The organism is Paenibacillus sp. O199 (assembly GCF_001636635.1).
GTDB classification, from domain to species: domain Bacteria; phylum Bacillota; class Bacilli; order Paenibacillales; family Paenibacillaceae; genus Paenibacillus; species Paenibacillus marchantiae.
The window spans coordinates 88403-113431 of the sequence record NZ_LGRP01000007.1 but is presented as its reverse complement, the minus strand read 5'-3'; the positions used below and the strand labels follow the sequence as shown (position 1 = coordinate 113431).

At 45.8% G+C, this 25029-nt stretch carries 17 protein-coding genes and 1 riboswitch; of the genes, 13 read left to right on the top strand and 4 right to left on the bottom strand.

Going from position 1 to position 25029, the window contains the following annotated elements:
- Positions 1 to 12 precede the first annotated feature (12 nt).
- The 13 genes from A6049_RS12925 (at position 13) to A6049_RS12865 (ending at position 21216) form a co-directional block, all read left to right on the top strand.
- Positions 13 to 831, top strand: a complete 819-nt coding sequence (locus A6049_RS12925) for a carbohydrate ABC transporter permease (RefSeq protein WP_024631711.1) — start codon at positions 13 to 15, stop codon at positions 829 to 831.
- 40 nt (positions 832 to 871) lie between these two features.
- A complete protein-coding gene (locus A6049_RS12920; protein WP_063565042.1) occupies positions 872 to 3631 on the top strand; it encodes an alpha-mannosidase in 2760 nt (919 codons plus the stop codon).
- Positions 3632 to 3754: 123 nt separating this feature from the next.
- Positions 3755 to 9325 (top strand): glycosyl hydrolase family 28-related protein, encoded by a 5571-nt coding sequence (locus A6049_RS12915; RefSeq protein WP_161490580.1) that lies wholly within the window; start codon positions 3755 to 3757, stop codon positions 9323 to 9325.
- 45 nt (positions 9326 to 9370) lie between these two features.
- The gene (locus A6049_RS12910) at positions 9371 to 10594 is read left to right on the top strand and encodes an enolase C-terminal domain-like protein (protein ID WP_063565040.1); all 1224 of its coding nucleotides are present in this window, start codon (positions 9371 to 9373) and stop codon (positions 10592 to 10594) included.
- A 34-nt stretch (positions 10595 to 10628) separates the two neighbouring features.
- Positions 10629 to 11471, top strand: coding sequence for an NAD-dependent epimerase/dehydratase family protein (locus A6049_RS12905; RefSeq protein ID WP_063565039.1), 843 nt, complete (start codon positions 10629 to 10631; stop codon positions 11469 to 11471).
- A 33-nt stretch (positions 11472 to 11504) separates the two neighbouring features.
- Positions 11505 to 13196, top strand: a complete 1692-nt coding sequence (locus A6049_RS12900) for a carbohydrate-binding protein (RefSeq protein WP_095206074.1) — start codon at positions 11505 to 11507, stop codon at positions 13194 to 13196.
- A gap of 52 nt (positions 13197 to 13248) precedes the next feature.
- Positions 13249 to 14577 carry a family 43 glycosylhydrolase gene (locus A6049_RS12895; RefSeq protein WP_063565038.1) on the top strand — a complete coding sequence of 443 codons (1329 nt, stop codon included), beginning with the start codon at positions 13249 to 13251 and terminating at the stop codon, positions 14575 to 14577.
- 336 nt (positions 14578 to 14913) lie between these two features.
- Positions 14914 to 17385: a family 43 glycosylhydrolase gene (locus A6049_RS12890; protein WP_240321385.1), complete on the top strand. Its 2472-nt coding sequence runs from the start codon at positions 14914 to 14916 to the stop codon at positions 17383 to 17385.
- A gap of 217 nt (positions 17386 to 17602) precedes the next feature.
- Positions 17603 to 18523, top strand: a complete 921-nt coding sequence (locus A6049_RS12885; protein ID WP_240321384.1) for a deoxyribonuclease IV — start codon at positions 17603 to 17605, stop codon at positions 18521 to 18523.
- 101 nt (positions 18524 to 18624) lie between these two features.
- On the top strand, positions 18625 to 18969 hold the full coding sequence (locus tag A6049_RS12880; RefSeq protein WP_024631702.1) for a YojF family protein: 345 nt from the start codon (positions 18625 to 18627) through the stop codon (positions 18967 to 18969).
- 23 nt (positions 18970 to 18992) lie between these two features.
- Positions 18993 to 19667 (top strand): bacillithiol biosynthesis deacetylase BshB2, encoded by a 675-nt coding sequence (gene bshB2, locus A6049_RS12875; RefSeq protein WP_063565223.1) that lies wholly within the window; start codon positions 18993 to 18995, stop codon positions 19665 to 19667.
- 169 nt (positions 19668 to 19836) lie between these two features.
- Positions 19837 to 20478 (top strand): hypothetical protein, encoded by a 642-nt coding sequence (locus A6049_RS12870; protein ID WP_481852721.1) that lies wholly within the window; start codon positions 19837 to 19839, stop codon positions 20476 to 20478.
- 189 nt (positions 20479 to 20667) lie between these two features.
- The gene (locus A6049_RS12865; RefSeq protein WP_240321383.1) at positions 20668 to 21216 is read left to right on the top strand and encodes a hypothetical protein; all 549 of its coding nucleotides are present in this window, start codon (positions 20668 to 20670) and stop codon (positions 21214 to 21216) included.
- Positions 21217 to 21333: 117 nt separating this feature from the next.
- On the opposite strand, the gene A6049_RS12860 is transcribed toward A6049_RS12865, so the two are convergent.
- From A6049_RS12860 to A6049_RS12845, 4 genes are all read right to left on the bottom strand, one after another.
- Positions 21334 to 22146 (bottom strand): undecaprenyl-diphosphate phosphatase, encoded by an 813-nt coding sequence (locus A6049_RS12860; protein WP_063565034.1) that lies wholly within the window; start codon positions 22144 to 22146, stop codon positions 21334 to 21336.
- A gap of 16 nt (positions 22147 to 22162) precedes the next feature.
- On the bottom strand, positions 22163 to 22927 hold the full coding sequence (locus A6049_RS12855) for a DUF817 domain-containing protein (protein WP_072732831.1): 765 nt from the start codon (positions 22925 to 22927) through the stop codon (positions 22163 to 22165).
- Between the two features lie 167 nt (positions 22928 to 23094).
- Positions 23095 to 23946 (bottom strand): bifunctional 5,10-methylenetetrahydrofolate dehydrogenase/5,10-methenyltetrahydrofolate cyclohydrolase, encoded by an 852-nt coding sequence (locus A6049_RS12850; protein ID WP_063565033.1) that lies wholly within the window; start codon positions 23944 to 23946, stop codon positions 23095 to 23097.
- A 51-nt stretch (positions 23947 to 23997) separates the two neighbouring features.
- A riboswitch (ZMP/ZTP riboswitch) is annotated at positions 23998 to 24079 on the bottom strand.
- An 83-nt stretch (positions 24080 to 24162) separates the two neighbouring features.
- A complete protein-coding gene (locus A6049_RS12845) occupies positions 24163 to 24975 on the bottom strand; it encodes a stalk domain-containing protein (protein WP_063565032.1) in 813 nt (270 codons plus the stop codon).
- Positions 24976 to 25029: the final 54 nt, after the last annotated feature.

Here is a 25029-nt window from a genome sequence, read left to right as displayed (position 1 = left end):
AAGGAGGAGCACATGGTCAAATATATTAAGCATATCATTCTAATCTTGTACGGATTGACCTGCCTGTATCCTTTTGTCTGGATGATCGGCACTTCGCTGAAGACATCACAGGATGCACTAGCCAATCCACAGAGTCCGTTTCCACAAGCTGCACCGATGTGGTCCACATTTGGTGACGTATGGAACAAATTGAATTTCTATCAGTTTTTCATCAACAGCGTGATCGTAAGTGCGGTCGTGATTATAGGCGTTATTCTCATCTATACCATGATGGCCTATTCGTTTGCCAAATTTGTCTATCGGGGCAAAAAATTCATCTATTACACGTTTATTGCCTTGCTGCTCGTTCCAGGTGTAACCACATTGATTCCGCTTTATATCAACATGACCAATCTCGGGCTGCAAAACACGTATATTGGCATGATTCTGCCCATGATTAATGGTGCTGCACCCTTCGCCATTTTCCTGTTCACCAGTTATTTCCGCACAATCTCACATGAGTTATACGAGAGCGCCGTACTGGATGGATGCAACAATTTCAAAATCTACTACAGAATCTATCTGCCATTAGCGTTGCCAGCTATCGGAACCATTGCGATTCTAAACTTTATCGGAAGCTGGAACAATATTTTGTGGCCGATGATTATCGTGGATAGCCGGGACATGTTTACGTTACCGATGGGACTCATGTATCTGGATTCATCTTCATTCAAGAAATGGAATGAACTCATGGCAGGGGCTTTGATTACGGTCATTCCAATCCTGCTTGCCTTCCCGTTCATGCAGAAGATGTATGTCAAGGGCATGACGGTAGGTTCAGTAAAAATGTAAGTACACAACAACTAAATCATACAAGATTGGAATGAAATGAATGACTACAAAAACCGCGCATATTGTCGCACATACTCACTGGGACAGGGAGTGGTATTTATCCTTCGAGAAGCACCGAATGTTGCTCGTTCAGCTCATGGAGGATTTAATCGAGACGTTTGAAAATGACTCGGAATTTACCAATTTCCATCTGGATGGGCAGTTTATTGTACTGGAAGATTACCTGGAAATCATGCCGCATAGGTCGAACCAGGTCCGCAAGTTAATTGAAGAGGGCAAGCTGATTGTCGGTCCATGGTACATCCTTCAAGATGAATTTCTCGTCAGCAGTGAAGCCAACGCACGTAACCTGTTAATTGGTATTCAAGCCTCAGAACAAATGGGAGGATATGCGAGAATCGGATATTTCCCGGATTCCTTCGGCAATATGGGTCAGGCACCACAGCTCATTAGCCAGGCAGGCATTGAGGTAGCTGTATATGGACGTGGAGTGAAGCCAGTTGGATTCAATAACGAAATTCAGTCTGGCAATGAACATACCTCCAAATACTCGGAGATGTATTGGGAATCTCCCGATGGTACTCGTGTACTGGCGATCCTGTTCGCCAATTGGTACAACAACGGCATGGAAATTCCGGTGGAACCAGAGAAGGCGAAAGTTTACTGGACCGAAAAACTGGCTGCAGCAGAAGAGTTTGCTTCAAGTTCGGAACTCCTGTTCATGAACGGATGTGATCATCAGCCGCTTCAGAAAGATCTGACACAAGCGTTAAAGACGGCTACCGAGATTATGCCAGATGTGGCGTTTCGTCACTCCAGCTTTCCCGAATACATTCAGGCTTTACAAAAAGCGAAACCCCAATCATTGGACGTCATTCGCGGTGAACTTCGAAGCCAATGGACCGACGGCTGGATCACACTTGTAAATACGGCTTCAGCAAGGGTGTATATCAAACAGCAAAATGTAAAAAGTCAGACGTTACTGGAGAAAGTGGCTGAGCCGCTGGCAGTCATGGCCTCTCTGTCCACAGGCATTTATCCACGGCATGAGCTGTTATATGCCTGGAAGACGTTACTGAAGAATCATCCTCATGACAGCATCTGCGGGTGCAGTGTTGACGAGGTCCATAGGGAAATGATGACCCGATTTGCCAAATCACAAGAAGTGGCGGAAGTCATATCGGTTCAGAGTGCTCGTACAATAGCCGAATCCGTGGATACATCTGGCTTTGACGCAGATTATGCGTTGCCTTTTGTAGTGTTTAACACTTCGGGACATCGACGATCCAATGTGATTGTAACTAGGATGGACGTTGAGAGACGTTACTTTGACCACCGGCCTCCGCATGAAAAGTATCAGGAGTTTAAGCGCGAATATGAAGCCTTTGACTCGAACGATTGGGTTGTATTGAACGCGGAAGGCAAGCAAGTGGAAGCCGTAATCACACCCGTTGGACCAACATTTGGATATGATTTGCCGGATGATCGATTCCGTCAACCTTACTGGGCATATCAAGTGAATGTAGAGCTTTATGTCCAGAACATCCATGGTTTTGGATATCATAGTTTTGCTCTTGTGCCTAAGAGTGTTTCTGGAGAGAATGCGCTTAGCGAACTGACTACCACTGAACTTGTTACAGAAGAGCAAGTGATGGAGAACGATTATGTGCGGATCGAGATTGCGGGGGATGGATCGTTTAGCATGTTGGATAAAGTGAACGGTCGTAATTATACAGGGCTTGGCATTTATGAGGATACGGGGGATATCGGAAATGAGTATATGTACAGACAACCGGATCAGGAAGCTCCGTTGACTACGCAGGGACTGCCTGCCCAGATTAAGCTGGTACATCATACACCACTGAAAGCCGTCTATGAGATCGTGCATAACTGGAAGCTTCCGGTAGGCGCAGATGAACTGCTGGATGAAGAGATCCGCTCCATGGTTCCATTTCGTTACCGGAAATCCCGGCGGCTTGATGAAACTAGGGAGGTGAGCATTCGTACAGAGCTAAGCCTTGAAAAAACGGGTCGTTCGGTTGGCATTAAAAGTTATATCAATAACACGGTTCAGGATCATCGAATTCGCATGTTGTTCCAAACGGGACTCGAAGCAAGTCATGTTACCGTTGACTCTATTTACGAACTGGCAAAGCGCCCGATACAGCCGGAAGCGGAATGGAGAAATCCGAGCAATGCGCAGCATCAAAATGCATTTGTCAGTATCAGCAATGGTCGTGAAGGGCTGACGATTGCGAATAAAGGTCTTAATGAGTACGAAGTATTGGCTAATCAGAATACCATTGCTGTGACATTGCTGCGTGGGGTACGTGAGCTTGGGGATTGGGGGGTATTTGAAACGCCGGAGGCCCAATGTCTCGGACAGCACATTATGGAAATGGAGCTCATCTCACATAATTTGGATGTTATTGAGTCCGAGGCTTATGTGCAGGCGTACCAGTTCCCGGTTCCCTGGACCGTTCAACAGACAGGGGTACATGGTGGAACGTCACCCGCTACCCACGAGTTTTTGCAATGGGAGGGTGATCATCTCGCTTTTAGTGCGCTTAAACGTGGCGAGGCAAATGATGACATGCTGTTCAGGGTGTTCAATGTATCATCGGAGACGACTTCACTGAAGGTAACGCCATCGTTTGAGGCTAAGGAAGTGTACGAAAGTACAATTGTTGAAGATCAAGGTGAAGCCATGAAGGTAGCGGATGAGGGAAGTTATGTTTTGAATGTGGGACCAGCAAAAATTCAGACGATCGGCATTCAACCCACAACACGTTTAAAATAAACAATTCAGTCTTGGAGTTCTCTCCACTGCTGCGGATTGAAAACGGATGCATCATGTTCCACATACGACAACCCTGTTTTCGTGCAGCTTGATTACATGATCAAGTTAATGGGAGGTACGATTGTGAACAAACGATTATGGTTAGGTGCCAGGTGTACTATTTCAGTTATGTTGACTATTGTCATGTTATGTTCAGGGCTATACATCACACCAGCAATCACACACGCGGCAGCAGAGAGAGAAGATATTACTGAACAGGGAGACGTCCATCTAAATGATGTGTCACCTGACTCAGTAAGTATTACGTTGGGGGAAACTCCTGTGCAGCAGGGCATAACGGCTCGTCCCGGCGATGGACCTTCAGCAGGGCTTCAAGTGGGGATATCTGACGGCAAGGCGTATTGGAAAACCAATCAGACCGTGAATCCAACAAATCCGGCCGATAACATCCTGTATTTTTACTTTAATGTTGCGGATGAATATTTGTTTGAAAATACCGATCAGGACGTGTTCGTCACTGTTGAATATTACGATAGCAATAGCGGAGCGATGTCTCTGCAATACGATTCGAAGCAATCCAATTTCAAGGATGCTCCTTTGTTCCGGTATGAAAATACGGGAACCTGGAAGACACATACCTTCAAGCTCAGTGATGCCAATTTCGGTAACCGCACCCATGATGCGGATTTCCGGATCGGAGTTAGCGGCGCAGGGGCACCAGCCAACAATCCGGAACTTCATTTGGCCAAAGTAACCGTCCATAAGCAGCCTCAGCAACAGGGAGGTACTCAGACGAAGGTCTATGATACGGAATTCCCTACATCAGATATCGTCATTGCAGATCGGAGCGTAACCGATTATGGAGCAATAGGGGACGGTGTCTCGGACGATACTCAAGCTTTCAAAGAAGCGCTGGCAATAGCCGGAAATCAAGGTGGCGGAGTTGTGTTCGTACCATCCGGAACCTATAAATTAACCGGAGAGCTGGTTATTCCAACAGGCGTTACACTTCGCGGAGATTGGGGGAATCCCGAAGAGCATGGCGGGTTAGTCAAAGGTACAATCCTTGCTGTATATGGCGGCAAAGGTCAAGCTAACGGGAACAGCTTCATAAAGATGGAGCCTTCCAGTGGGGTAACACATGTGTCTATCTGGTATCCCGAACAGATTATAAATAACCCGGTGGCTTATCCATGGACGATGGAACAGCTTCCAGGTGACAGTGCTACGGTGAAAAATGTAACACTCGTCAATGCATACCAGGGGATCAAGATTGGCCCGGAATGGAACGAACTTCATTATGTGAAAGATGTATACGGCACCACACTGAAAACCGGTATCTTTCTGGATTTCACAACAGACATTGGGAGACTGGAAGAGCTTCGTCTGTCCCCGAATGTATGGGCGAACTCTGGTTTGCCAGGAGCACCTGAGCAATCTCAATTGCGTGAATATATGATACAGCAATCAGAAGGTATCGTAATGGGGCGCTCGGACTGGGAGTATATGTCGAATATTCATATCTCGGGTTATAAGACAGGCATACGAATCACGACAAGAACAGGAAGCCTTGAAACAGCCAATGCACAGCTGTACAAGATTCAGATTGACGACTGCAACGTTGCGCTGAAGATTGAAGGTGTCAATGATTATGGATTGCTGGTGACAGACAGTCAATTCGAAGCGAGTGCTGGTCCGAATCCTGTTGCTATTTATGCAACGGAAGGTTTTCACTCCATTGCCCAGTTTAACAGCGTAACGGTGGGCGGGGAGCCCAAACATGCGGTTGTGAATGAAGGGCGTGGAACGTTGTCCTTTGAGAGCAGCTCTTTCGAGAATTGGGGTGAAGGAAGCGGAGATTACGCCATAGTTGCCCAAAGTGGTTCGCTTATACTGGGTAGTTCTACCTTCGCGAAGCCGGATCGGCACCTGCTTCTTCAGGGAGATGTGGCAACAATCAATGCCATACATTCCGGACACGAAGGCAACCTTGCAGTGAACGATGAAAGTACCTCGGCGGAACTGAACATCCATCAGGAAGAAAATTTGGTGTTGGAAACGATCCCTAATGTTCCTTCAGTAGATATTGCTGTGCAGCCCAAGCCGGGTACTCGCGAATTGTTTAACGTAGTGAGCCAGCCCTATTTGGCTGATAACACAGGGAATACGGATTCATCCCAAGCCATTCAACAGGCATTGAATGATGCCGAAGCAGCAGGTGGAGGAACGGTCTATATGCCGGCTGGTATTTACCGCGTTGAGCAGGCTCTTGTGGTCCCGACTGCCGTAGAACTGCGGGGTAATTATGATGTACCTCATCATACGATTGGGAATGGAACCGTTATTTTTACGAACTATGGAGAAAACGACCCGGATGCCGATGCCTTCATTCAGCTGAAGCAAGCAGCGGGATTACGCGGATTATCCGTCTATTACGATCAACAAACATGGTCTGATGCAAATCCGGTGAAGCCTTATGCCTGGACTGTGCAAGGTCAAGGGAAAAACGTATACCTGATCGATACAACCTTGGTTAACCCTTATCAGGCTGTCGACTTCGGCACCCATGATACAAGTGGTCATTATATCGATTATGTAGCGGGATCACCGCTCAAGGAAGGCATATATCTTGGTGGCGGGTCAGACGGAGGATACATGCGGAATGTGCAGTTCAATCCGCATTATTATGGTCGGAACAATTATCCGAATCATCCATCGAATGATGAAGAATTTAATCAAATTTGGAATTATCAAAAAGAGAATCTGGACGCCTTCCGTATTGGGGATGTTACCAATCAGGTTATTTTCAATACATTTGTATACGGATCAAAGTACGGTATTCATTTTGAAGAACAGAATGGAAGAGGGCCCGAAGCTGTCGTTATTGGTCATGGCACGGATGGCAGTAAAAAGGGAGCCGTATTACAACATGCGGGAACAGCTGGTCTTTCGTTTATCAATACAGAGCTGGTTTCCATGAGTACAACAGACAAGGTATACGTGGAGGTTGGGCCAGACTTTGGTTCCAAAGCGGTGTTCTTCAATACGTCCATGTGGGGAGACACAACAAGATCCTTTGATATTCACGGAGGAGATATCCGCATACAGCAGGGGAACTTCACGAACGTTGGTGAAATCGGCATTAATGCAATCGGTGGTGATATTACCCTCTATAATTCCTATTTTCAACAGCCACGTACGAATCATGTGGTTGCAGGTCCGAACGTAGAGAAGATGGTGATATCCAACAACCTGTTTAATGGCGGTTTTCAGATTGAGAATGAAGCCCCTCCTGGAAAAGTGACGGGGACCAATCTGTTTCCTTTGGCACTCAAACTGAACCAGCTTGGGTATGATCCATCCAGACCAGGTGATCCCGGAAGCACGCTGACTTTGACTAATGTTGCAGGTGAGGCTTTACTTCAAGGGCAGATCGAACTGATTGAACCGAGTGTGTATAAGGCGATGTTTAAGCCAGTACGATTTGAGGGGCTGGGCATTGGGAAAAGCATGGATGTGGCGCTTCCCTATATATCAAGTGACTTGCTCAAATTCAGAGTAACGCTTGAAAACGGATTCCGTTATGAGACTTCAGTCAAACTGTCACAATCCTTTGCGGCACAAAAAGATGCTGTTGGAACGCTGCCATTCATTGAGGTTTCCAGTCCCGATCATTACAACAGTGTCGGTGGAAGTTGGGGAGGTCCGAATGACCTCAGCATTCAAGCTAAAGCAAGTTGGGATGCGGAAAATTTGGTTCTCAAGGTGGACGTCAAGGACGATATTCACCATCAATCCAATACCAATGGCGATATATGGCAAGGAGACAGCTTACAGCTCGGTATTGACCTTGGCAAAGAGGATGGTGCGGCCAGCAAACAGGTGAATGAACTTGGTTTTGCACTGAATCAGGAAGGTGTCATCACGAAATGGAGATGGCGAGCTCCGGAAGGCGTTGCTACAGGATTATTGGAATCAGCATCAGCAAACATTACCCGGGACGAGACGACTCATATTACTCATTATCAAATTACGCTGCCTTTTGCAGCACTTCATCAGGAAGGATATTCATTCCAACCTGACAAACCTATCGGTTTTGCATTGCTTGTCAACGAAAACGATGGCGAAGGACGATCAGGCTTTATGGAGTTTAATGGAGGGATCGGTACAAGTAAAGATGCACGATTATTCGGAAACTTGTATCTGCTTACGGGTGATTATGTGACATTGTTGGAGCAATCGGCCGAGGAGAGTGTTCGTACTGCGGAGCAAAAGAAAGATGTTACCTCTATAGATACAGCAGCCAACTTCGTCACTTTGCTACCTGGCGGCACGTTGAAGTCCTCATTACTCGTGAGACTCGCTGCTCTTACATCAGGTTCCAATCCGAATCCCGGGGGCCCCAATCCGAATCCCGGGGGCCCCAATCCACAGCCAGGCTCGGGGTCGCAGCCAAGTGCTGGAGGGGGCTCTCCGACTGGAGGGGAGAATGAAGCAATACCTGCCGCTCCTGGTGCTACAATGCAGCTTCTGCCCAAGCTGGATAAAGCTGCTTCATTGGCAACAGCCGAGCTCACCAACAAGATGATGGAGGATGCATTCAACCGCATCACCCCTGATCAGGACGGGAAAAAGAAGCTGATAGTAGACATCGAATCCGTGGATGGTGCTGAAGGGTATGCTCTGACACTTCCATCCAGCTTTTTGCAGGAAACACCATCTACCCATTGGTTGGAGATTCGAACAGCATGGGGAGTGCTGCTGGTTCCGAGCAATTTGCTGGCTAGTCCCCAAGGAACGATTGGAGAGCGTATTACCTTGGTATTAAGTAAGGCTGAACGAAGCACTTGGAGTGCCAAGCTGAAATCAGACTTAGGAGAGCGGCCTGCGATTTCTTTATCTGTGATATCGGATGGCAAATCCGTTGCATGGCAAAATTCCATTACGCCAATCACAGTAAGTTTACCTTATCAGCCTAATGTAACTGAACTGCTAGACCCGGAAAAACTTGCAGTACGACGTATCTCGGATGACGGGCAAATGATCTCCGTTCCAAATGGGAAGTTCAATAAAAAATCGGAACAAATGATTTTCAAAACATGGCAAAACGGAGTTTATGCAATTACTCAGGATAAGCAAACATTCCAGGATATACAGCAGCTTTCATGGGCTCGCCATGCCATCGAAGTTCTAGTGTCCAAAGGGGTTATTCGTGGAATGACAAAGGCAGAATATCAGCCTCAATCCATGATCCGCCGAGCGGATTTCGTAACTCTGCTTACCAATGCCTTAGAATTACAACCTCATCAGGGAAGCAAGGTGGAACGCTTCGCGGATGTACCTGAGCATGTTTATTACGAACAGTCCGTGAATACCGCAAGAACGCTGGGCATCATTCAAGGGGAAGGCGCCGATCGATTCTCGCCAGCATCTCCAATTACCCGGGAAGAAGCAGCGGTTATGATCTACAGAGCTATGCAAGTTATCGGGATGCAGCCTCTTCCTGAAGGTGAATCCGGTCTGAATGACTATAAAGATAATCATTTGATTAAGGCATATGCCCGCGATGCCATTGATTCATTAACCAAATCAACAATGATGGAAGGAAGTAATGGCAGCTTCCATCCGGAAGATACAATGACACGTGCTGAGACCGCAGTGCTGCTGTATCGTTTATACAACCGTTTGCCTTAAATCTTCCGATAGGATTGAAATGGAGCAGATGAGGAGAGTGAACACATGGCTAAAATTACACGGATAGAATGCATACGTACAAGGCACGACGGAAGCTGGACCATTGTGAAGATTTCGACGGATCAGGATGGTCTTTACGGATTGGGTTCTGCTTCCGATCTTTATAATCCCGAAGCGGTGGTTCAGGTCATCGAACAACTGCTGGCACCATTACTCATAGGGAGGGATGCATCCCAGATTGAAGATTTGTGGCATCTCATGCATATGAGCGGATATTGGAGAAATGGGGCAATACTTCATACGGCCATTGGTGGAATTGACATGGCCCTGTGGGATATCAAGGGTAAGGAAGCGAATCTGCCAGTCTATCAATTGTTAGGAGGGGCCTGCCGTTCGGCAGTTCCCTGTTACGGCCATGCCGGAGGTGCTGATATCAGCGAGCTGAAAGAAGATGTATCTCGTTTTATGGAAGAAGGATACACGGTCATTCGAGTGCAGATGGGAGGTTACGGTGGCGGGGGATTTGTCAGCGGCAAGGACGCGAATTTGCCACGCGAGCCCTGGAGCAGCGGTCCTGTATTTGATGAACATGCGTATCTGCATGCCATCCCTGACATGTTCGAGAAGTTGCGCCTGGAATTTGGTAATGGGATTCAGTTTACTCACGATGTGCATGAGCATTTATCCCCCATTCATGCCATTCAGCTGTCGAAGCGGCTTGAACCTTATCATCTTTTCTTTCTGGAAGATGCACTTGCTCCGGAACAGATCGGATGGTATCGACAGCTTCGTCAACAGAGTGCTACGCCGCAGGCAGTGGGAGAATTATTTGTTAATCCTCAGGAGTGGACGGGTCTGATTCAAGAGAAGTTGATCGATTTTATCAGAGTTCGAGTATCGAAAGCAGGCGGAATCAGCGCTTGTCGCAAGATCGCTACGCTGGGCGAAGCCTACGGAGTACGAACAGCCTGGCAGGAGGGTGGGGAGAATGATCCTGTTAACCAGGCAGCTGCTGTCCATCTGGATATGGCCCTGTGGAACTTTGGTATCCAGGAAATCAATCATTTTAAACCTCATGAGTTGCAGGCATTCCCCGGACATATCGTCAGAGAGGGAGGATATCTATACCCTTCCAATAAACCGGGACTGGGCATTGAACTGGATGAAGTGAAGGCCAAATCATTACTAAGTGACTCATGGGATCCCAACAAATATCATCGGCCGTATCCTCTGGACCGCAAAGCGGATGGAACATTGGTGCGACCCTAACGAAGTGACAAGAACAGACAGGAGAGATATAGGAATGAAGACGATTGCAGTTACAGGTGGAGGCGGAAAGCTGGGTTCACAAGTCATTGAGAAGCTGCAATTACAAGGTCATGATGTCGTATCGCTGGATAAACACCTGTCAGACCGGGTGCGTTGCAAACAGATCATTGTCGACCTGAACGATTATGGTCAAGTCGTGGGAGCGCTTGCCGGAGTAAATGCGATCATCCATCTAGCAGCGATTCCTGCGCCGCTTCACTACCCTCACAGCTATATTTTCGCTAATAATACACTTTCCGGATACCATGTGCTGGAAGCAGCCTCTTTGCTCGGTATAAAAAAGGTGGTCATGGGCTCCAGTGAATCATCCTACGGGTTTGCCTGGGCCAACAAACCCTTCGCTCCCGATTATTTCCCGGTGGATGAACAGCATCCGCAACAGCCACAGGAATGTTACGGCCTGTCTAAGATCGTTAATGAGGTCACTGCAGAGATGTTTCATCGTAGAAGCGGGATGCAGGTAATTTCCCTCCGTTTTTCAATGATTGTCGGACCAGGAGAGTACAGACATTTGGCTATTGCGAAGGCGGAAACGTTCAAGCACATATTGTGGAGCTACATTGATATTAGGGATGCCGTGGATGCTTGTTTGGCTGCTCTGCACGCCGATTATGATGGGGCTGTTCACGTTAATGTTACCGCTAATGATACGTTAAGTGATCGGCAAACGACAGAATTGCTCGCCACCTTTTATCCCGATGTAAAAGATCTACGGACACCTTTCTCTAGTCGAGAAGCCATTGTTAGTAATGGAATGGTGAAAGAGCTTCTGTCCTGGGGCCCGAAGCATTCGTGGGCGGATGAAGAACAGGAGTAGCTTATGCGCAACTAAAATGAATAGGGGGATAATATGCTAAATTTCATGCAAAAAAACAAGAAGGTTTTGGCTTTTGCAAGTGCGGCATTATTGATTCTTACGTTGTGTTTGTCTATTTCACCTTCCATCGTATCGGCAGCTTCCGCGTTTAATCAAACGCAGGCTTCCAGTTATAACAGTCAATCCGGAGTCCAACTGGAAAGTTCCAGCGAGGGAGGGCAAAATGTCGCATTTATCGACAACGGCGATTACATTGTATTCAACAATGTGGATTTTGGCGGCGGTGCCAATTCAATCGACGTGAGAGTAGCCAGTAATAACAGTGGCGGTACGATTGAGGTCCGTCTGGATAGCCTAAACGGGACACTCGCGGGAACTGTTGCAGTTCCAGCTACGGGCGGGTGGCAATCCTGGCAAACGAAGTCCGGGTCAATCAGTGGTGCCACTGGTGTACACACAGTCTATCTTAAATTCACGGGCGGAACCGGCAATTTATTCAATCTACTCTGGTTCAAGTTCAGTGCTTCCGCCGCAGGCAGCGGAGGCGATGTCGTAGGCAAGCTGTATGCCGGGTATCAAGGCTGGTTCAACGCAGCCGGAGACGGTTCACCGAACGGTGGCTGGGTGCACTGGTCCAAAAATAGCAGTGCGCCATCAGCAAATGGCAACGTGAATTTCGAGTTATATCCAGACCTTCGCGAATATTCCAAGCTGTATCAGACAAGTTTGGCGAACCTCGGTAATGGTTCTCCTGCCAAATTGTTTTCCTCTTACGATCAGGAGACGGTCAACAAACATTTTGAGTGGATGCAAACCTACAATATCGACGGTGCAGCATTGCAACGGTTCGGCGCAGATGAGAGTGACACACCTAACAACTGGAAAAGCAACCGGGACAGCGTAGCCGTCAAGGTTAAAAATGCCGCGGAATCTTATAATCGCAAGTTCTATGTCATGTATGACATTACGGGTATGAATGCGAGCAATTGGGTACAGGCAGTTAAGCATGACTGGACGACCAATGTTGTGAACAACATGCACCTGCCATCATCTTCGGCCTATGCGAAGCAGAATGGCAAAATGGTTGTCTGCATCTGGGGTATTGGCTTCACGGATCGGCCAGGTACTGCAGCAGAGGCGGCCGATTTGATCGGTTGGTTCAAAAACCAGGGGATCTATGTCATCGGTGGCGTGCCTACGTATTGGAGAACGGGAAATAACGACTCTCGATCTGATTTTATGAACGTCTACAAATCGTTGGATATGATCTCGCCTTGGTCCGTTGCCCGCTTCGGCAATATTCAGCAAGCGGACAGCTTCAAAACCAATCAGCTTCAACCTGATCTGGCTTTCACACAGCAAAATGGAATTGACTATCAGCCAGTGATCTGGCCGGGTTCGGCTTGGTCGAACATGACTGGTGGCCCAAGAAATGAGAATCCGCGTCTGCATGGAGACTTCATGTGGAGGCAGGCCTACAATCTGAAGAGCATCGGTATCAATACCGGATATATCGCGATGTTTGACGAGTACGATGAAGGTACGGCTATTGCCAAGATGGCAGAGAACAGCTCCATGATTCCAACCAATCAATATTTTCTAACGCTGGATGCCGACGGTGTTGCCGTATCTTCAGACTTTTATCTCCGACTTGCAGGGGATATCAATCGCATGTTCAAAAACCAGATTCCAGTGACGGCAAACCATCCAACAAGTCATCAATAGAGCCCAAATGGCATGATTTTAACAAGTTCGCATACGTTCAGGAGGATTAAAAATGACTACTAATGATATTGGCTTCGAAACCACACGCCAAAAGACGACATCCATGAATCCAGCAATCACATCTATATATACAGCAGATCCTTCGGCCCATGTATGGAACGACGGTAAAATTTACATTTACGCATCTCATGATATGGACCCAGCCAGAGGTTGCGATCTCATGGACAGATATCATGTTTTTTCCTCGGAGGATATGGTTCACTGGTTGGACGAAGGGGAAATACTCCGTTCAGACGACGTTTCCTGGGGCAGACCGGAGGGCGGCTTCATGTGGGCGCCTGACTGTGCATACAAGAATGGAACCTATTACTTCTATTATCCGCATCCAAGTGATTCGAACTGGAATGATTCCTGGAAGATCGGGGTTGCCACCAGTCTCTATCCGGCGCATGGCTTTACGGATCAAGGGTATATCGAGGGGCTTGGCGGGTTTGCACTGATTGACCCGTGTGTAATTGTAGACGATGACAATAGCGCCTATATCTACTATGGTGGCGGCAGTGTCTGTCTGGGAGGCAAGCTCAATGAAGATATGATGTCACTGGAGAACGGCATGACAGAAATGCAAGGACTTGAGGATTTTCATGAAGCGGCCTGGGTGTTCAAAAGAAACAATCTTTATTATCTTACCTATGCGGACAATCTGGAAGACAACAACCGTATGAGATACGCAACAAGCGAGAATCCGCTTGGCCCATGGACGTACCGAGGCATTTTTTTGGAGCCGACAGGCTGTTCCACGACCCATGGCTCTGTAGTAGAATTCAAAGGGCAATGGTATCTTTTTTATCACAATCAAGCGATCTCTGGAGAAGGTACGCTGCGCAGCGTATGTATCGACTATCTGGAGTTCGATGAAGATGGTTCCATCAGACCTGTGGTTCAGACAAGGGAAGGTGTATCGTCCGTTGGTCCAGCCCCGGTTCCTGCACGGCAACAGAAAGTTTATGCAGGTGCAGCTTGTCAGGTTTTTGGAGGAGCTGAAATCAGGACATTGCAATCCGGTCAAACCGTGGTCGGGAATCTTCAATCCTCAGAAGCGTACGCCTTGTTTAAGAATATAGATGGAGGCGAAGGCGGAAGAGCATCGATTGAGCTTCATTATGCGACTGGTGAACGACTAGCCAAATTGCATCTGACGATTAATGACCAGGACTATTCTTTGCTGAATGCGCTATCCACTGGCGGTTTGCAGGAGTTCGGCGGAATCACCAATATCACCGTTCCTTTGGAGCCGGGTAATGTTAACACAATCCAAATTTCAGGTGGACATGGTGAGATCAATCTTTTAAGCCTCACCGTTACCCCGTTGTTGGATTAATACGTAAGAAACGGGATAGACGTTTAAACCTCAGGAGAGTTTTCCTGAGGTTTTTTCTTGTAAATATGAACGAGTGAGTTCTAATAAAAAATAAGCACTTTTTTCCAACAAAATGCCAAATGAATGACAACGAAATGTTATTTCTATTTGTAACTGCTTACTTTATGCTAGATTTCAACACCCGATGAGAAGACTGGATTATGTCTGTACATACGGTTATGAGGGTTAGCCGTTGTGCAGAAGAAAACAAGTTCTTCGGATGTAAGACAGAAGTGCACGTAGAGAACCTTGATGTATTTGTAAGCGGTAACAAAAAACAGACTAGGAGGAAATCATGTGAGGAAGAGTCGTCGATTCATGTTCACGCTGTTGGTCATTTTATTAATGGTTTCGTCAGTGCCACTCCCTGCCACAGCCTATCAAAATCCGCAAACGTTACCGGATGAATGGGGACAATATGGACTCGGGGACCCCTATGTATTGAAATTTAATGGATACTATTACCTGTATGTAAGCACAAGAGATACGGACGACGGTGTCAAAGTCTGGAGCTCCAAAGACCTGGTGAATTGGTCGTACCGTGGATTAGCTGCAACAGATCCCATTACGCACGGAGCTTATGCTCCTGAAGTTGTTTACTGGAATGGCATGTTCTACATGTATACATCACCTGCCGGAAAAGGACATTACGTGCTGAGCAGCACAAGTCCTACCGGACCCTTCAATGTAGTAACGGGCAACCTTGGAAAGTCGATTGACGGTAATGTGTTCATTGACGATGATGGCTCGTTCAGCTTCTATCACGCAGCACAGGGCCGCATAGATGCAGCACCGATGAGCAGTCCGACTGAGATCGGAGTGAGTGCGTCTACAGGAGTGGGGATGGGAGGCTGGACTGAGGGTTCAACCGTCTTCAAACGAAATGGAAAATACTATATGACCTATACAGGTAACCACGTATTTAGCAAAGGATATCGGGTGGATGTGGCAGTTAGCACCACAGGTCCGAGGTCCGGATATGTTACGGATAGCACAAACCCGGTATTAATTCGTACAGAGGGTCCAACCGTGGGATTAGGACACAACACTGTAGTAACAGGACCTAATCTGGACACTCACTATATGATGTATCACAATTTGGAAGGTAACGGAATCATTGGACCGCTGCGGCATCTGAACATGGACCGAATTGTATGGAATAACGACAAGATGATCGTGATAGGTCCGACTTCAACGGATCAACCCAATCCAGAAATGCCTGTTTTCTTTGACTACTTCGATCGTACTGCAATCGGAAGCAATTGGTCCAACGTGAACGGTGGTAATTGGGGCATCTACAATCAGGAACTCATGTGGCAAAATTCAATGGGCAGCTCAACTTGGTATAAACAAGTGACGGCTTCGAGCAGCGCATCGGATTATACGGCTGAATTTAACATGAAGGAAATGAATCGGGGAACGTCCACCAATCCGAGATACGGCGCTACATTCTCCTATACGAATGAGAACAACTACGGTGTTGCGCTGATCAGTTCGAAAAACAAAAGACTTGAGACATTTTTCCGAATTAACGGTGTGGATCAGGCTTGGCAAACATTCGATCTGCCTGCCGACTTCAATTATTCGAAATGGCATAACATACGGATAGAAAAATCGGGATCAACGTTTAAATACTACGTAGATGGTATGTTCAAAGCAACGCGTACCGCCAATGTAGGAGCAGGCAAAATTGGTGTTCTGACAGAGGATACACATGCGGACTTCGGCTATACTGCTTTTAACAATGATGTGAACGGAAGCAGTGCATGGAATGCCTCCAAGCCGATTCCAGGAACAATCGAGGCCGTTCATTATATGAAAGGAGGCGAAGGTGTCGCTTATCACGATACAACGGCTGGGAACCTGGGCGGGGCTTATCGTACCGATGCCGGGGATATTCGCCTGAATAACGAAGGACTGTTCAACTTAGGCTGGAATCAGACGGGAGAATGGTATAAATACAAAGTAAACGTGGAGTCAAGTGGATATTACGATATTGATTTTCGCATGGCTACCTCGTTGGACGGGGCTCAGATCCGAGTGTGGGATGGTTCGACCGACTTAACGGGTATCGTCAATGTACCTAATACGGGCGGATGGGATAATTGGAAAAACATATCGAAGAAAAAGGTCTACTTAAATGCTGGACAACGGGAATTAAAGGTTGAATTCGTAACAGGCGAGGCTGATTTCTCAAGAATGACGTTTCAGAAGAATGTTGATGTGACAAGTGTAAGTGATAATTTTAACGACGGCGACGATAATGGATGGACACGGTTTGAAGGAACGTGGGCTGTAGAGAATGGTGAATACAGTGCAGCGAGCACCGGACCTGCCAAATCTACATTTGGAGATTCAGGATGGGCAGATTATACGGTCGAGGCGGATATTAAGATGATTGACTCAGGGGGAGATGGGGGGTTACTTGTCAGAGTGTCCAATCCATCCCACGGCACAGAACGAGGTCAGAACAATTATGATGCTTTACAAGGATATTACGCCTATCTGACCACAAGCGGAGTTAGTCTGGGCAAGATGAATTATAATTGGGCGCTCCTCAAGAGCAACGCGCAATCATATTCCACCAATACCTGGTATCATATGAAAGTTGCCGTTAATGGTACAAACATCAAAGTTTATGTGGATGATATGGTCACTCCGAAGATCGATTATACGGACAACAGCTTGAATCCGTTCACGCATGGCAAAATCGGTGTTAGAACGGCAAACAAGCATACACACTTCGATAACGTATCGGTTACTCCCTGAACCGGAAGCCAAGCGTTGAGAATGAAAATGGTTGTAACGAGAACTGAAATGCATATCAAGCCGCCAATTGGCGGCTTTTTTGCCTTAAACATGAAAGTTATTGCGACCAAATGATGCCTTCCTCTGATCTCCTTCACCACCGTCATTTCCCATTAGCCAATCCAACCCATTTCATTGATAATTAAATGATGGTTTCAACAGGAGAGGGTGGTTGGTAATGATGAAAAGTAGTGATCTGCTGATTGGATCGCATGTATCCTTTGGAGGAAAAGAGATGCTTCTCCAGGCTAGTAAAGAAGCCGCTTCTTACGGTGCATCTACTTTTCTGATGTACACTGGCGCACCGCAGAATTCGAAACGAAAATCTATTTCGCAATATAATATAGAAGCAGGTCATTTGCACATGAAGCAGCATGGCATTTCCAATATTGTCGTGCATGCTCCATTCCTGATTAATCTGGCGAATAGTTGCAAACGAGAGGTGTTTGATTTTAGCGTACAATTCCTGCGAGACGAGATCGAACGAACGGCATCACTTGGATCAAATCAGCTTGTTCTTCACCCCGGGGCCCACGTAAATGCTGGATTGGACATCGGTATTCGACAAATAATCCGGGGATTAAATGAAGTATTACAAGACGATAATCACCCGGAGGTACAGATTTCGTTGGAGACGATGGCGGGAAAAGGAACAGAGTGCGGAACAAGCTTTGAAGAACTGGCACAGATTGTCGATGGCGTGCAGCGGAATGAACGGATTTCCATATGTCTGGACACTTGTCATGTTCATGATGCCGGATACGATATTGTTGATAATTTTGATGGGGTACTTGAGCAGTTTGATAAGGTGCTTGGCCTTGATCGATTAAAAGTACTGCATATCAATGACTCCAAGAATGTGCGGGGATCGAGGAAAGATCGCCATGAAAACATTGGGCACGGACATATCGGACTTCAGACTTTGGATTATATCGTACATCATCCCCAGCTCGTGTCAATTCCGAAACTGCTTGAGACGCCGTCGATTGGCAAAATAAAATATAAAAGTGCACCTTATCGACATGAAATTGCCTTGTTAAGAAGAGAGTGCTCCGAACCCGTGCAGAAGGAAGAGGATTCTTTAGAAAACAGTAAATAGAGAGTATTCCAAACATTCGCTCACTCATTCCATGTTTATTCTCACGGGACATATGTTAAAATGGATGTAGAACGTTACTTTTTATTAAAAAGGAGGCCGCCATGCAGCCAATAGAGCCTCAAGACATCCAACACCGGATCAATCAACTTCTCGATCAGGACCTATATTTACACCTCGAACTCACGTCAGGTGCTTACGCCAGTCACTTCGATAGCACAAGGCATCCGGGGTCGGCATTCATTTCCAATGCGGTCATACGATATACGCAAGGATCTATCTCGGGCACAGGCCCATACCGAGTTGGTTTAAAAACCACTCACGGCTGGATATACGCTGAAGGACTTACACACATTGACGAGCTGGAACAAGAACGACTCATTCTGGCTGGTCACGATAGTCAAGGAAAGCTGGTTGTAGCTTTACAACTTAGTCGGGAATTGTTCTGATGAAAGCGGAGGATCAAATAAGCATGAATAACAAACAGATTGAACATCAGCGCATTTTAGTTGTGTTTCCCCATCCCGATGATGAAGCATTCACTGCTTCGGGAACGTTGGCGAAATACATAGAAGGCGGTGCTCAAGTCACTTATGCTTGCCTGACTCTAGGGGAGATGGGACGTAATATGGGCATCCCTCCATTTGCCAACCGGGTCACCTTGCCAATAATCCGTAAGGATGAACTCATAGAGTCCTCCAATGCGATTGGTATTCAAGACTTAAGGATGCTCGGTTTTCACGATAAAATGATCGAGTTTGAAGATCCTGAACTGCTAGATGGCCATATTTTGGCCCTGATCAAGGAGCTTAATCCTTCACTGGTCATTACTTTCTATCCGGGCTATAGTGTGCATCCCGATCATGATGCAACCGGAGCTGCGGTTACGCGAACGATTGGTCGACTGCCTGCAGAGGAGAGACCAATTGTGTACTGCTGCGCATTCTCGAACAATCACGAGGAGAGCATCGGAAAAGCGGATGTGATTGAAGATGTGAGTGGATTCCTCGCCGAGAAAATGGCATCGATTCGAGCTCACCGTTCGCAATTCCAAGCGCCTGAACTTGTCGGCAAGCGGGAATTGGATGATGAACAAATCCGAAATCGGTTTGGAAGAGAAGCGTTTTGGACCTATAAGTTCGATTAATTTTACAGTTTGTACTATCTAATTTTCGTAAAAAGTCGCCATTATGGCGACTTTTTTTCGTTTTAAACATAACATATTGTTCAGAGGTGATTGGATTGGGAAGGGGCAATCGTATGGTTTCCATTCGCTTGCACGGGTAATAACATATTGACCATTAAACTCGTAAGGAGTGATACAATTGAAAGAACTTCGTTCTGTTTTTATTAAAATCCCGATGCTCTTTATGTTTGTTGCACTTACAGCTTGCTCTGGAGAAACGGAGCCGTCGTCCACCACTGAAACGTCAACACAAACAAATGAATCGGTTACAGCTCCCACCACAGAAAACGAGGAAACATCTGAAACGACACGACCGCAAACAGAAAGTTTGGATTTGATGTCAGGGGAGGGCAATTCTTCACAAACGGCAACCTTACATCAAGGAGAGGGTTTTTCATTGTACGTGTTCGAGAAGTTTTCTTTTGACGCTGCCAAAGGCCGCTTGTCGCTGACAAGCAATCCGGACTACTATGTAGATATTGAACCGCTGCCCTCAGATTATGATCTGGAAAAGCTTAAGACGACTGGGCAAGAGGACTTGGAAAAATTCGGTGAGGTGACTGATTATAGTGGAGAACTGATCGAGCATCCGCTTGGTTTCGCTGAGCTTTATCTTCAAGCCTCAGGTGAAAAAGGGATAAACGATTATATGGTCTGGAAATCAGAAAAAGGTGACGCTTTTTTATTCCGTCTTCACAATCCCAAAGGTGAAGAAGCCTCTGATTTCGCTGGTCCGGTCCTTGTGTCCTTATCCACGGTTCAAGGCGAATAGTTGTCATCGTCATCTTAAGGAGTGAATGACATCGTAATACCAAAAATGCGAAGCAAACGAATCATTCGAATTACTGCGATACTCATTTTACTTTTGCTCATAACGTGCATCGCATTTGTTTATGTTAATGACAGACCTGGCGGACTAGCCGATCGGCGCATGTCCAAAGCAATGGGAATGAGTGAAACCATGCATATTCCTATAGGAAAAACTGCTGAAGAAGCGATCCGAAAGTTTAGAAATAATGATGATTCATTACAAATCATTCATCAAGAACCGGTAGACGGCGGCATAATTTTGTTCAAACAAAAAACGGGTCAGGAAAATAACAGCAATCTTCAGATGGAGTATGCTCGGAAAATAATATTCGGATGGAAGTGGGCATGGGGTGGCGGATATTCCATTGGTGAATCATCTCAATTCACGTCTGCACTGGATTACATGAGCATACCTGAATTGAGTCACATATCGACACCTTTCCCTATGCTGTTTGGACATATATTAGACCCGGCTATTCAGCGTGTAACAGTCGAGTTTGAGGGAAATGAGAAACCAGTAGTTGCCGAAGCCAAGTTGGTTGAGGTGGGGCCGGAAAGCATAATCTGGTTTGTATCACTGCCCTCGTCTGCAACAATTCCGTATGAAATGAAGGGATTCAACGACAAAGGAGAACTCGTAACCCATAAACAAATGGATGATCCGAATGGCATGGGCGCCATGGTTCTGGGAGAACGTTAAAGAGTGTTCGTACGGAACCTGCGAGTAGGGCGGGATCGTCAAGTTTGGAAAACAATAAAAAGGGAACAACCCATTGTTGAGGGTTGTTCCCTTATACGTTACAAGGAAAATTCGGGTTTACAAAAAAATAAGTAAAAGAATTCCGACTACGAAGCAATAGTATGAAAAGTAAATCAAGTTCCCTCTTGCCATAATTCCCATGAACCATCTCATTGAAAAGTAGGTTACGATAAGGGTCGTAATGAACGCTAAAATGTAAGGTATAGCTAACTGCGCTCGGTGCGGATCGGTTACAATGTCAGAAGCCCCTAATATTACCCCGCCAATGCTGATCGGAATGTAGAGCATAAAAGAAAATTTCAACGCCGTTTCTTGTTTCATCCCGACAGCAATAGATGCAATCACTGTTGCACCAGAGCGGCTTATTCCCGGAATAAGAGCCACCGCTTGAGCCAGACCCACCAGTACTGCGTCTTTCGCAGACAAATCCCCATCTCTTTTGCGCCCGCGAAGGTTTCGAATAAGCCACAGCGCAACCCCTGTGATCAGTAAACTAATCGCAACCGTATAGACAGAAGTGAATATTTCTTCAATTTTATCCTTGAATAGCACAGCCCCGATCGCAGCAGGCAGGGTACCAATGATTATGTATAGACAAAACATAAAATCTGCTCTGTACTCCGCATTGCGAGAGACTAGAAATCGCCAGCCTCCTACAATAAGTTTTTTGATATCTTCCCGAAAAATAAACATAATGGCAATCAGTGAGGCTGTGTTTGTCAAAATTTCAAAGGATAATCCGTTCTGCTGCATGCCAAGCAGTCGTTGAACGATAATCAAATGTCCGCTTGAAGAAACCGGAATAGGCTCTGTAGCCCCTTGTACGATACCTAATAACACATATTTCAACCACAAAATAAAGTCTTCCATTGTATCCTCCTACTCATTATTTTCGATTAGCTTTGACATATTTCAGTTGGGCCACAATGATGACACTAATAATCACCAAAAGGAACCACGAACTTATCTTGCTAAAACTGACCAGTTGCCAGGAGTCATGCTGGTCAGGGTATTTCCAGCCGTTAAAAAATGTAGCTATATTTTCAGCAGTCCAGATGAAAAAACCTACGATGACAAAAGCGAGCGTTAACGGCATTCGATAGGTAGTTAATCGTACCCGATAGATAATCCATGTTTTACGAAAAACAATAAATACCAGAGCGGTCAACCACCAACGAAAATCGGGAATAAAATGATGTGTGAAAAAGTTGATATAGATGGCTCCTCCTAACAGAACCGAAGATGCAAACCCAGGCCAGCCTGTCATGTCCATACGCAATCTGCGCCATATTTGGCACATAAAGCTTGCTACACTTGCATACATAAATCCGCTATAAAGGGGAACGCCAAAGAGCTTGGTATAACCAGGCTCAGGGTATGACCAGGATCCCATCCACACCTTATACATCTCCAGTACCAATCCAATCACGTGAAATATACATATGACTTTGATTTCATCACGTGTTTCCAATCCGCTCCGGTACATAAGGTATTGTACTGCTAATAAAACAAGCAGAATGGCATCATAGCGATAAAGAAAGGGTATCTGAATTACGCTAGAAAGGGCCAACGTTCCAAAGATCGCCACAGGAAAAATGCAACTCATCGCCTGATGATAACCAAAATGCAGGAGCTGTACTAAAGGTTTCAAGTTATGTTTATCTCCTTCCTAAGCCTTGTTCATAATAATATAGATTTAGTCGGTTTGTAAAAAGAGAAAAAAAGATCTATATATTTTCTTATTTTCAATTCGAGCTTATTCAAAGACAAAACAGGCCCCTCGTCAACTGGAGGGACCTTGTTTTTTGGCTAATTCAATTATGCATTTTCAGACAGCTTGTAGGCAGATTTAATCGTATGTTCAATGAGCGTCGCAATCGTTACAGGACCAACACCGCCCGGTACAGGTGTAATTGCTGAAGAAGGAACAAAGCAAGCTTCGTAGTCCACATCTCCGACGTTGCCTTTGTTATAACCTGCATCAATAACGACAGCACCTGGTTTAATCCAGTCTCCTTTAACAAAGAGCGGTTTACCCACGGCTGCAATTATGATATCGCCAAGCTTCACGATTTCTTCCAGATTCACGGTTTTGGAGTGGCAAGTCGTCACCGTTGCATTCCGGTTTAGCAGCATGGCTGAGACAGGTTTGCCCAGAATTGGACTTCTTCCGATGACAACTGCATGTTTGCCCTCGATCTGAATATTGTAGAAATCCAAAATGCGCATAATAGCCTGTGGTGTACAGGAAGGGAATTCTGCGTCTCCAAAAGCATTAAGTGCAAAACCGAGAGTCGTAACACCGTCAACGTCTTTCTCGATACTAATGGCATCAAAAGCTGCTCTTTCATCGATATGATTCGGGACAGGGTGCTGAAGCAAAATACCGTGTACGGAAGGGTCATCATTTAGCTTGTTTATTTCTTGAATTAATTCATCCGTGGTGGTATCCGCAGAAAGAACGACCTTAATGGATTGCACGCCTAAGCGAGCACAAGCATTTCCTTTCATACGCACATAAGTCGCTGAAGAAGGATCATCTCCGACGAGAATTGTAGCGAGACAAGGCTGAATGCCTTTTTCCTTAAGAATGGCAACCTTCGAGGCCATGTCTTCCTTCATAAAATCCGCTACCGTTTGGCCATTCAAGATCAGTTTGTCAGTACTCATTTTCACATCGCCCTTTCAACATAAAAAAGAGGCAAGGAAATAAATATTCCTTACCTCTGCCCAGGCGTACGGCTTATTACAAAACCATATGCTCCCTCACGGTTCACCGTGTTCGCCAGTTACATATGATCGTTTGAATTGTTTAGATTGATAGTACTTGAAAAAGCAAAATTGTTCAATAGTTAATGGATTTCTCTTATAGAGAGAGAGATGATCTTAAGGATTAAGTATCTCGTCTATTAATGAAAATTCAACACGATCTACTTTCCAGCCCTTATTTGTATAGACGAGTGTGGCACTTCGGTAGAGTGTTTCCTTCTTACCGTAAACGGAACTAGAACCCGAGTATTGACTTAATCTAGCTGTATTGCTGTCACGGTAAGTCAGACCGGATTGGCTGATGACTTTGAATTTAAAGTTGTATTCCAGCCCTTTATCCCGAATAATTTCGTTGATAAAACGATCTGTAAAATAGGCGCTAAAGTATGTCCGAATTTGCTTAATGGAAGACAGGTTTGTCGCTTCATTTAATTTATCAACGAAGATTTGCTGTTGTTTGGCCGTTATTCTCTTTGTATTGGGCACTTGCACTTTGGGTTTTGCCATCGTCACCTGTATTTGCGTGCCATCCAGAGTGATTGTTGCTTGGCTGGTTTGTTGATTCCATTGCACGTCAGCGCCTAAAGTTTGACTGATAAACCGCGCCGGGATATAGGTGGTGTTATCGTTTAATTCCGCAGGAACATCCAGAGAAACTGCCTCTTGGTTAACCAGTATCTTTTTAGAGTTAATGGTCAAAAGTATTGTCATTTCACCTTTGGTAATGGTGATATTTTTTAGTTCTTTATTCCAGTTAACTTCCGCTCCCAAGTTTTCGGACACTGCCCGTAACGGAATTAGAACACGATTATTTTGTAGCATGCCAGTATCCATTGTGATGTACTGGTTTGCAGCTTCCCCGGTAGCCGCAAAGCTCGGCAGGATGAGCAGAGTCGTTGTCAGCAAGGAAATAGTGATTTTTTTAAACATAGGCTCCTCCTCTAAAGATTAATTATTTAAATATGTAGACGTTATCAAAATAGA

What these genes read in the sequence shown, in the direction of transcription:
- A6049_RS12925 (WP_024631711.1), top strand. Translation starts at nt 13, where the DNA reads ATGGTCAAATATATTAAGCATATCATTCTAATCTTGTACGGATTGACC.
- A6049_RS12920 (WP_063565042.1), top strand. Translation starts at nt 872, where the DNA reads ATGACTACAAAAACCGCGCATATTGTCGCACATACTCACTGGGACAGG.
- A6049_RS12910 (WP_063565040.1), top strand. Translation starts at nt 9,371, where the DNA reads ATGGCTAAAATTACACGGATAGAATGCATACGTACAAGGCACGACGGA.
- A6049_RS12905 (WP_063565039.1), top strand. Translation starts at nt 10,629, where the DNA reads ATGAAGACGATTGCAGTTACAGGTGGAGGCGGAAAGCTGGGTTCACAA.
- A6049_RS12900 (WP_095206074.1), top strand. Translation starts at nt 11,505, where the DNA reads ATGCTAAATTTCATGCAAAAAAACAAGAAGGTTTTGGCTTTTGCAAGT.
- A6049_RS12895 (WP_063565038.1), top strand. Translation starts at nt 13,249, where the DNA reads ATGACTACTAATGATATTGGCTTCGAAACCACACGCCAAAAGACGACA.
- A6049_RS12885 (WP_240321384.1), top strand. Translation starts at nt 17,603, where the DNA reads ATGATGAAAAGTAGTGATCTGCTGATTGGATCGCATGTATCCTTTGGA.
- A6049_RS12880 (WP_024631702.1), top strand. Translation starts at nt 18,625, where the DNA reads ATGCAGCCAATAGAGCCTCAAGACATCCAACACCGGATCAATCAACTT.
- bshB2 (WP_063565223.1), top strand. Translation starts at nt 18,993, where the DNA reads ATGAATAACAAACAGATTGAACATCAGCGCATTTTAGTTGTGTTTCCC.
- A6049_RS12865 (WP_240321383.1), top strand. Translation starts at nt 20,668, where the DNA reads ATGCATATTCCTATAGGAAAAACTGCTGAAGAAGCGATCCGAAAGTTT.
- A6049_RS12860 (WP_063565034.1), bottom strand. Translation starts at nt 22,146, where the DNA reads ATGGAAGACTTTATTTTGTGGTTGAAATATGTGTTATTAGGTATCGTA.
- A6049_RS12850 (WP_063565033.1), bottom strand. Translation starts at nt 23,946, where the DNA reads ATGAGTACTGACAAACTGATCTTGAATGGCCAAACGGTAGCGGATTTT.
- A6049_RS12845 (WP_063565032.1), bottom strand. Translation starts at nt 24,975, where the DNA reads ATGTTTAAAAAAATCACTATTTCCTTGCTGACAACGACTCTGCTCATC.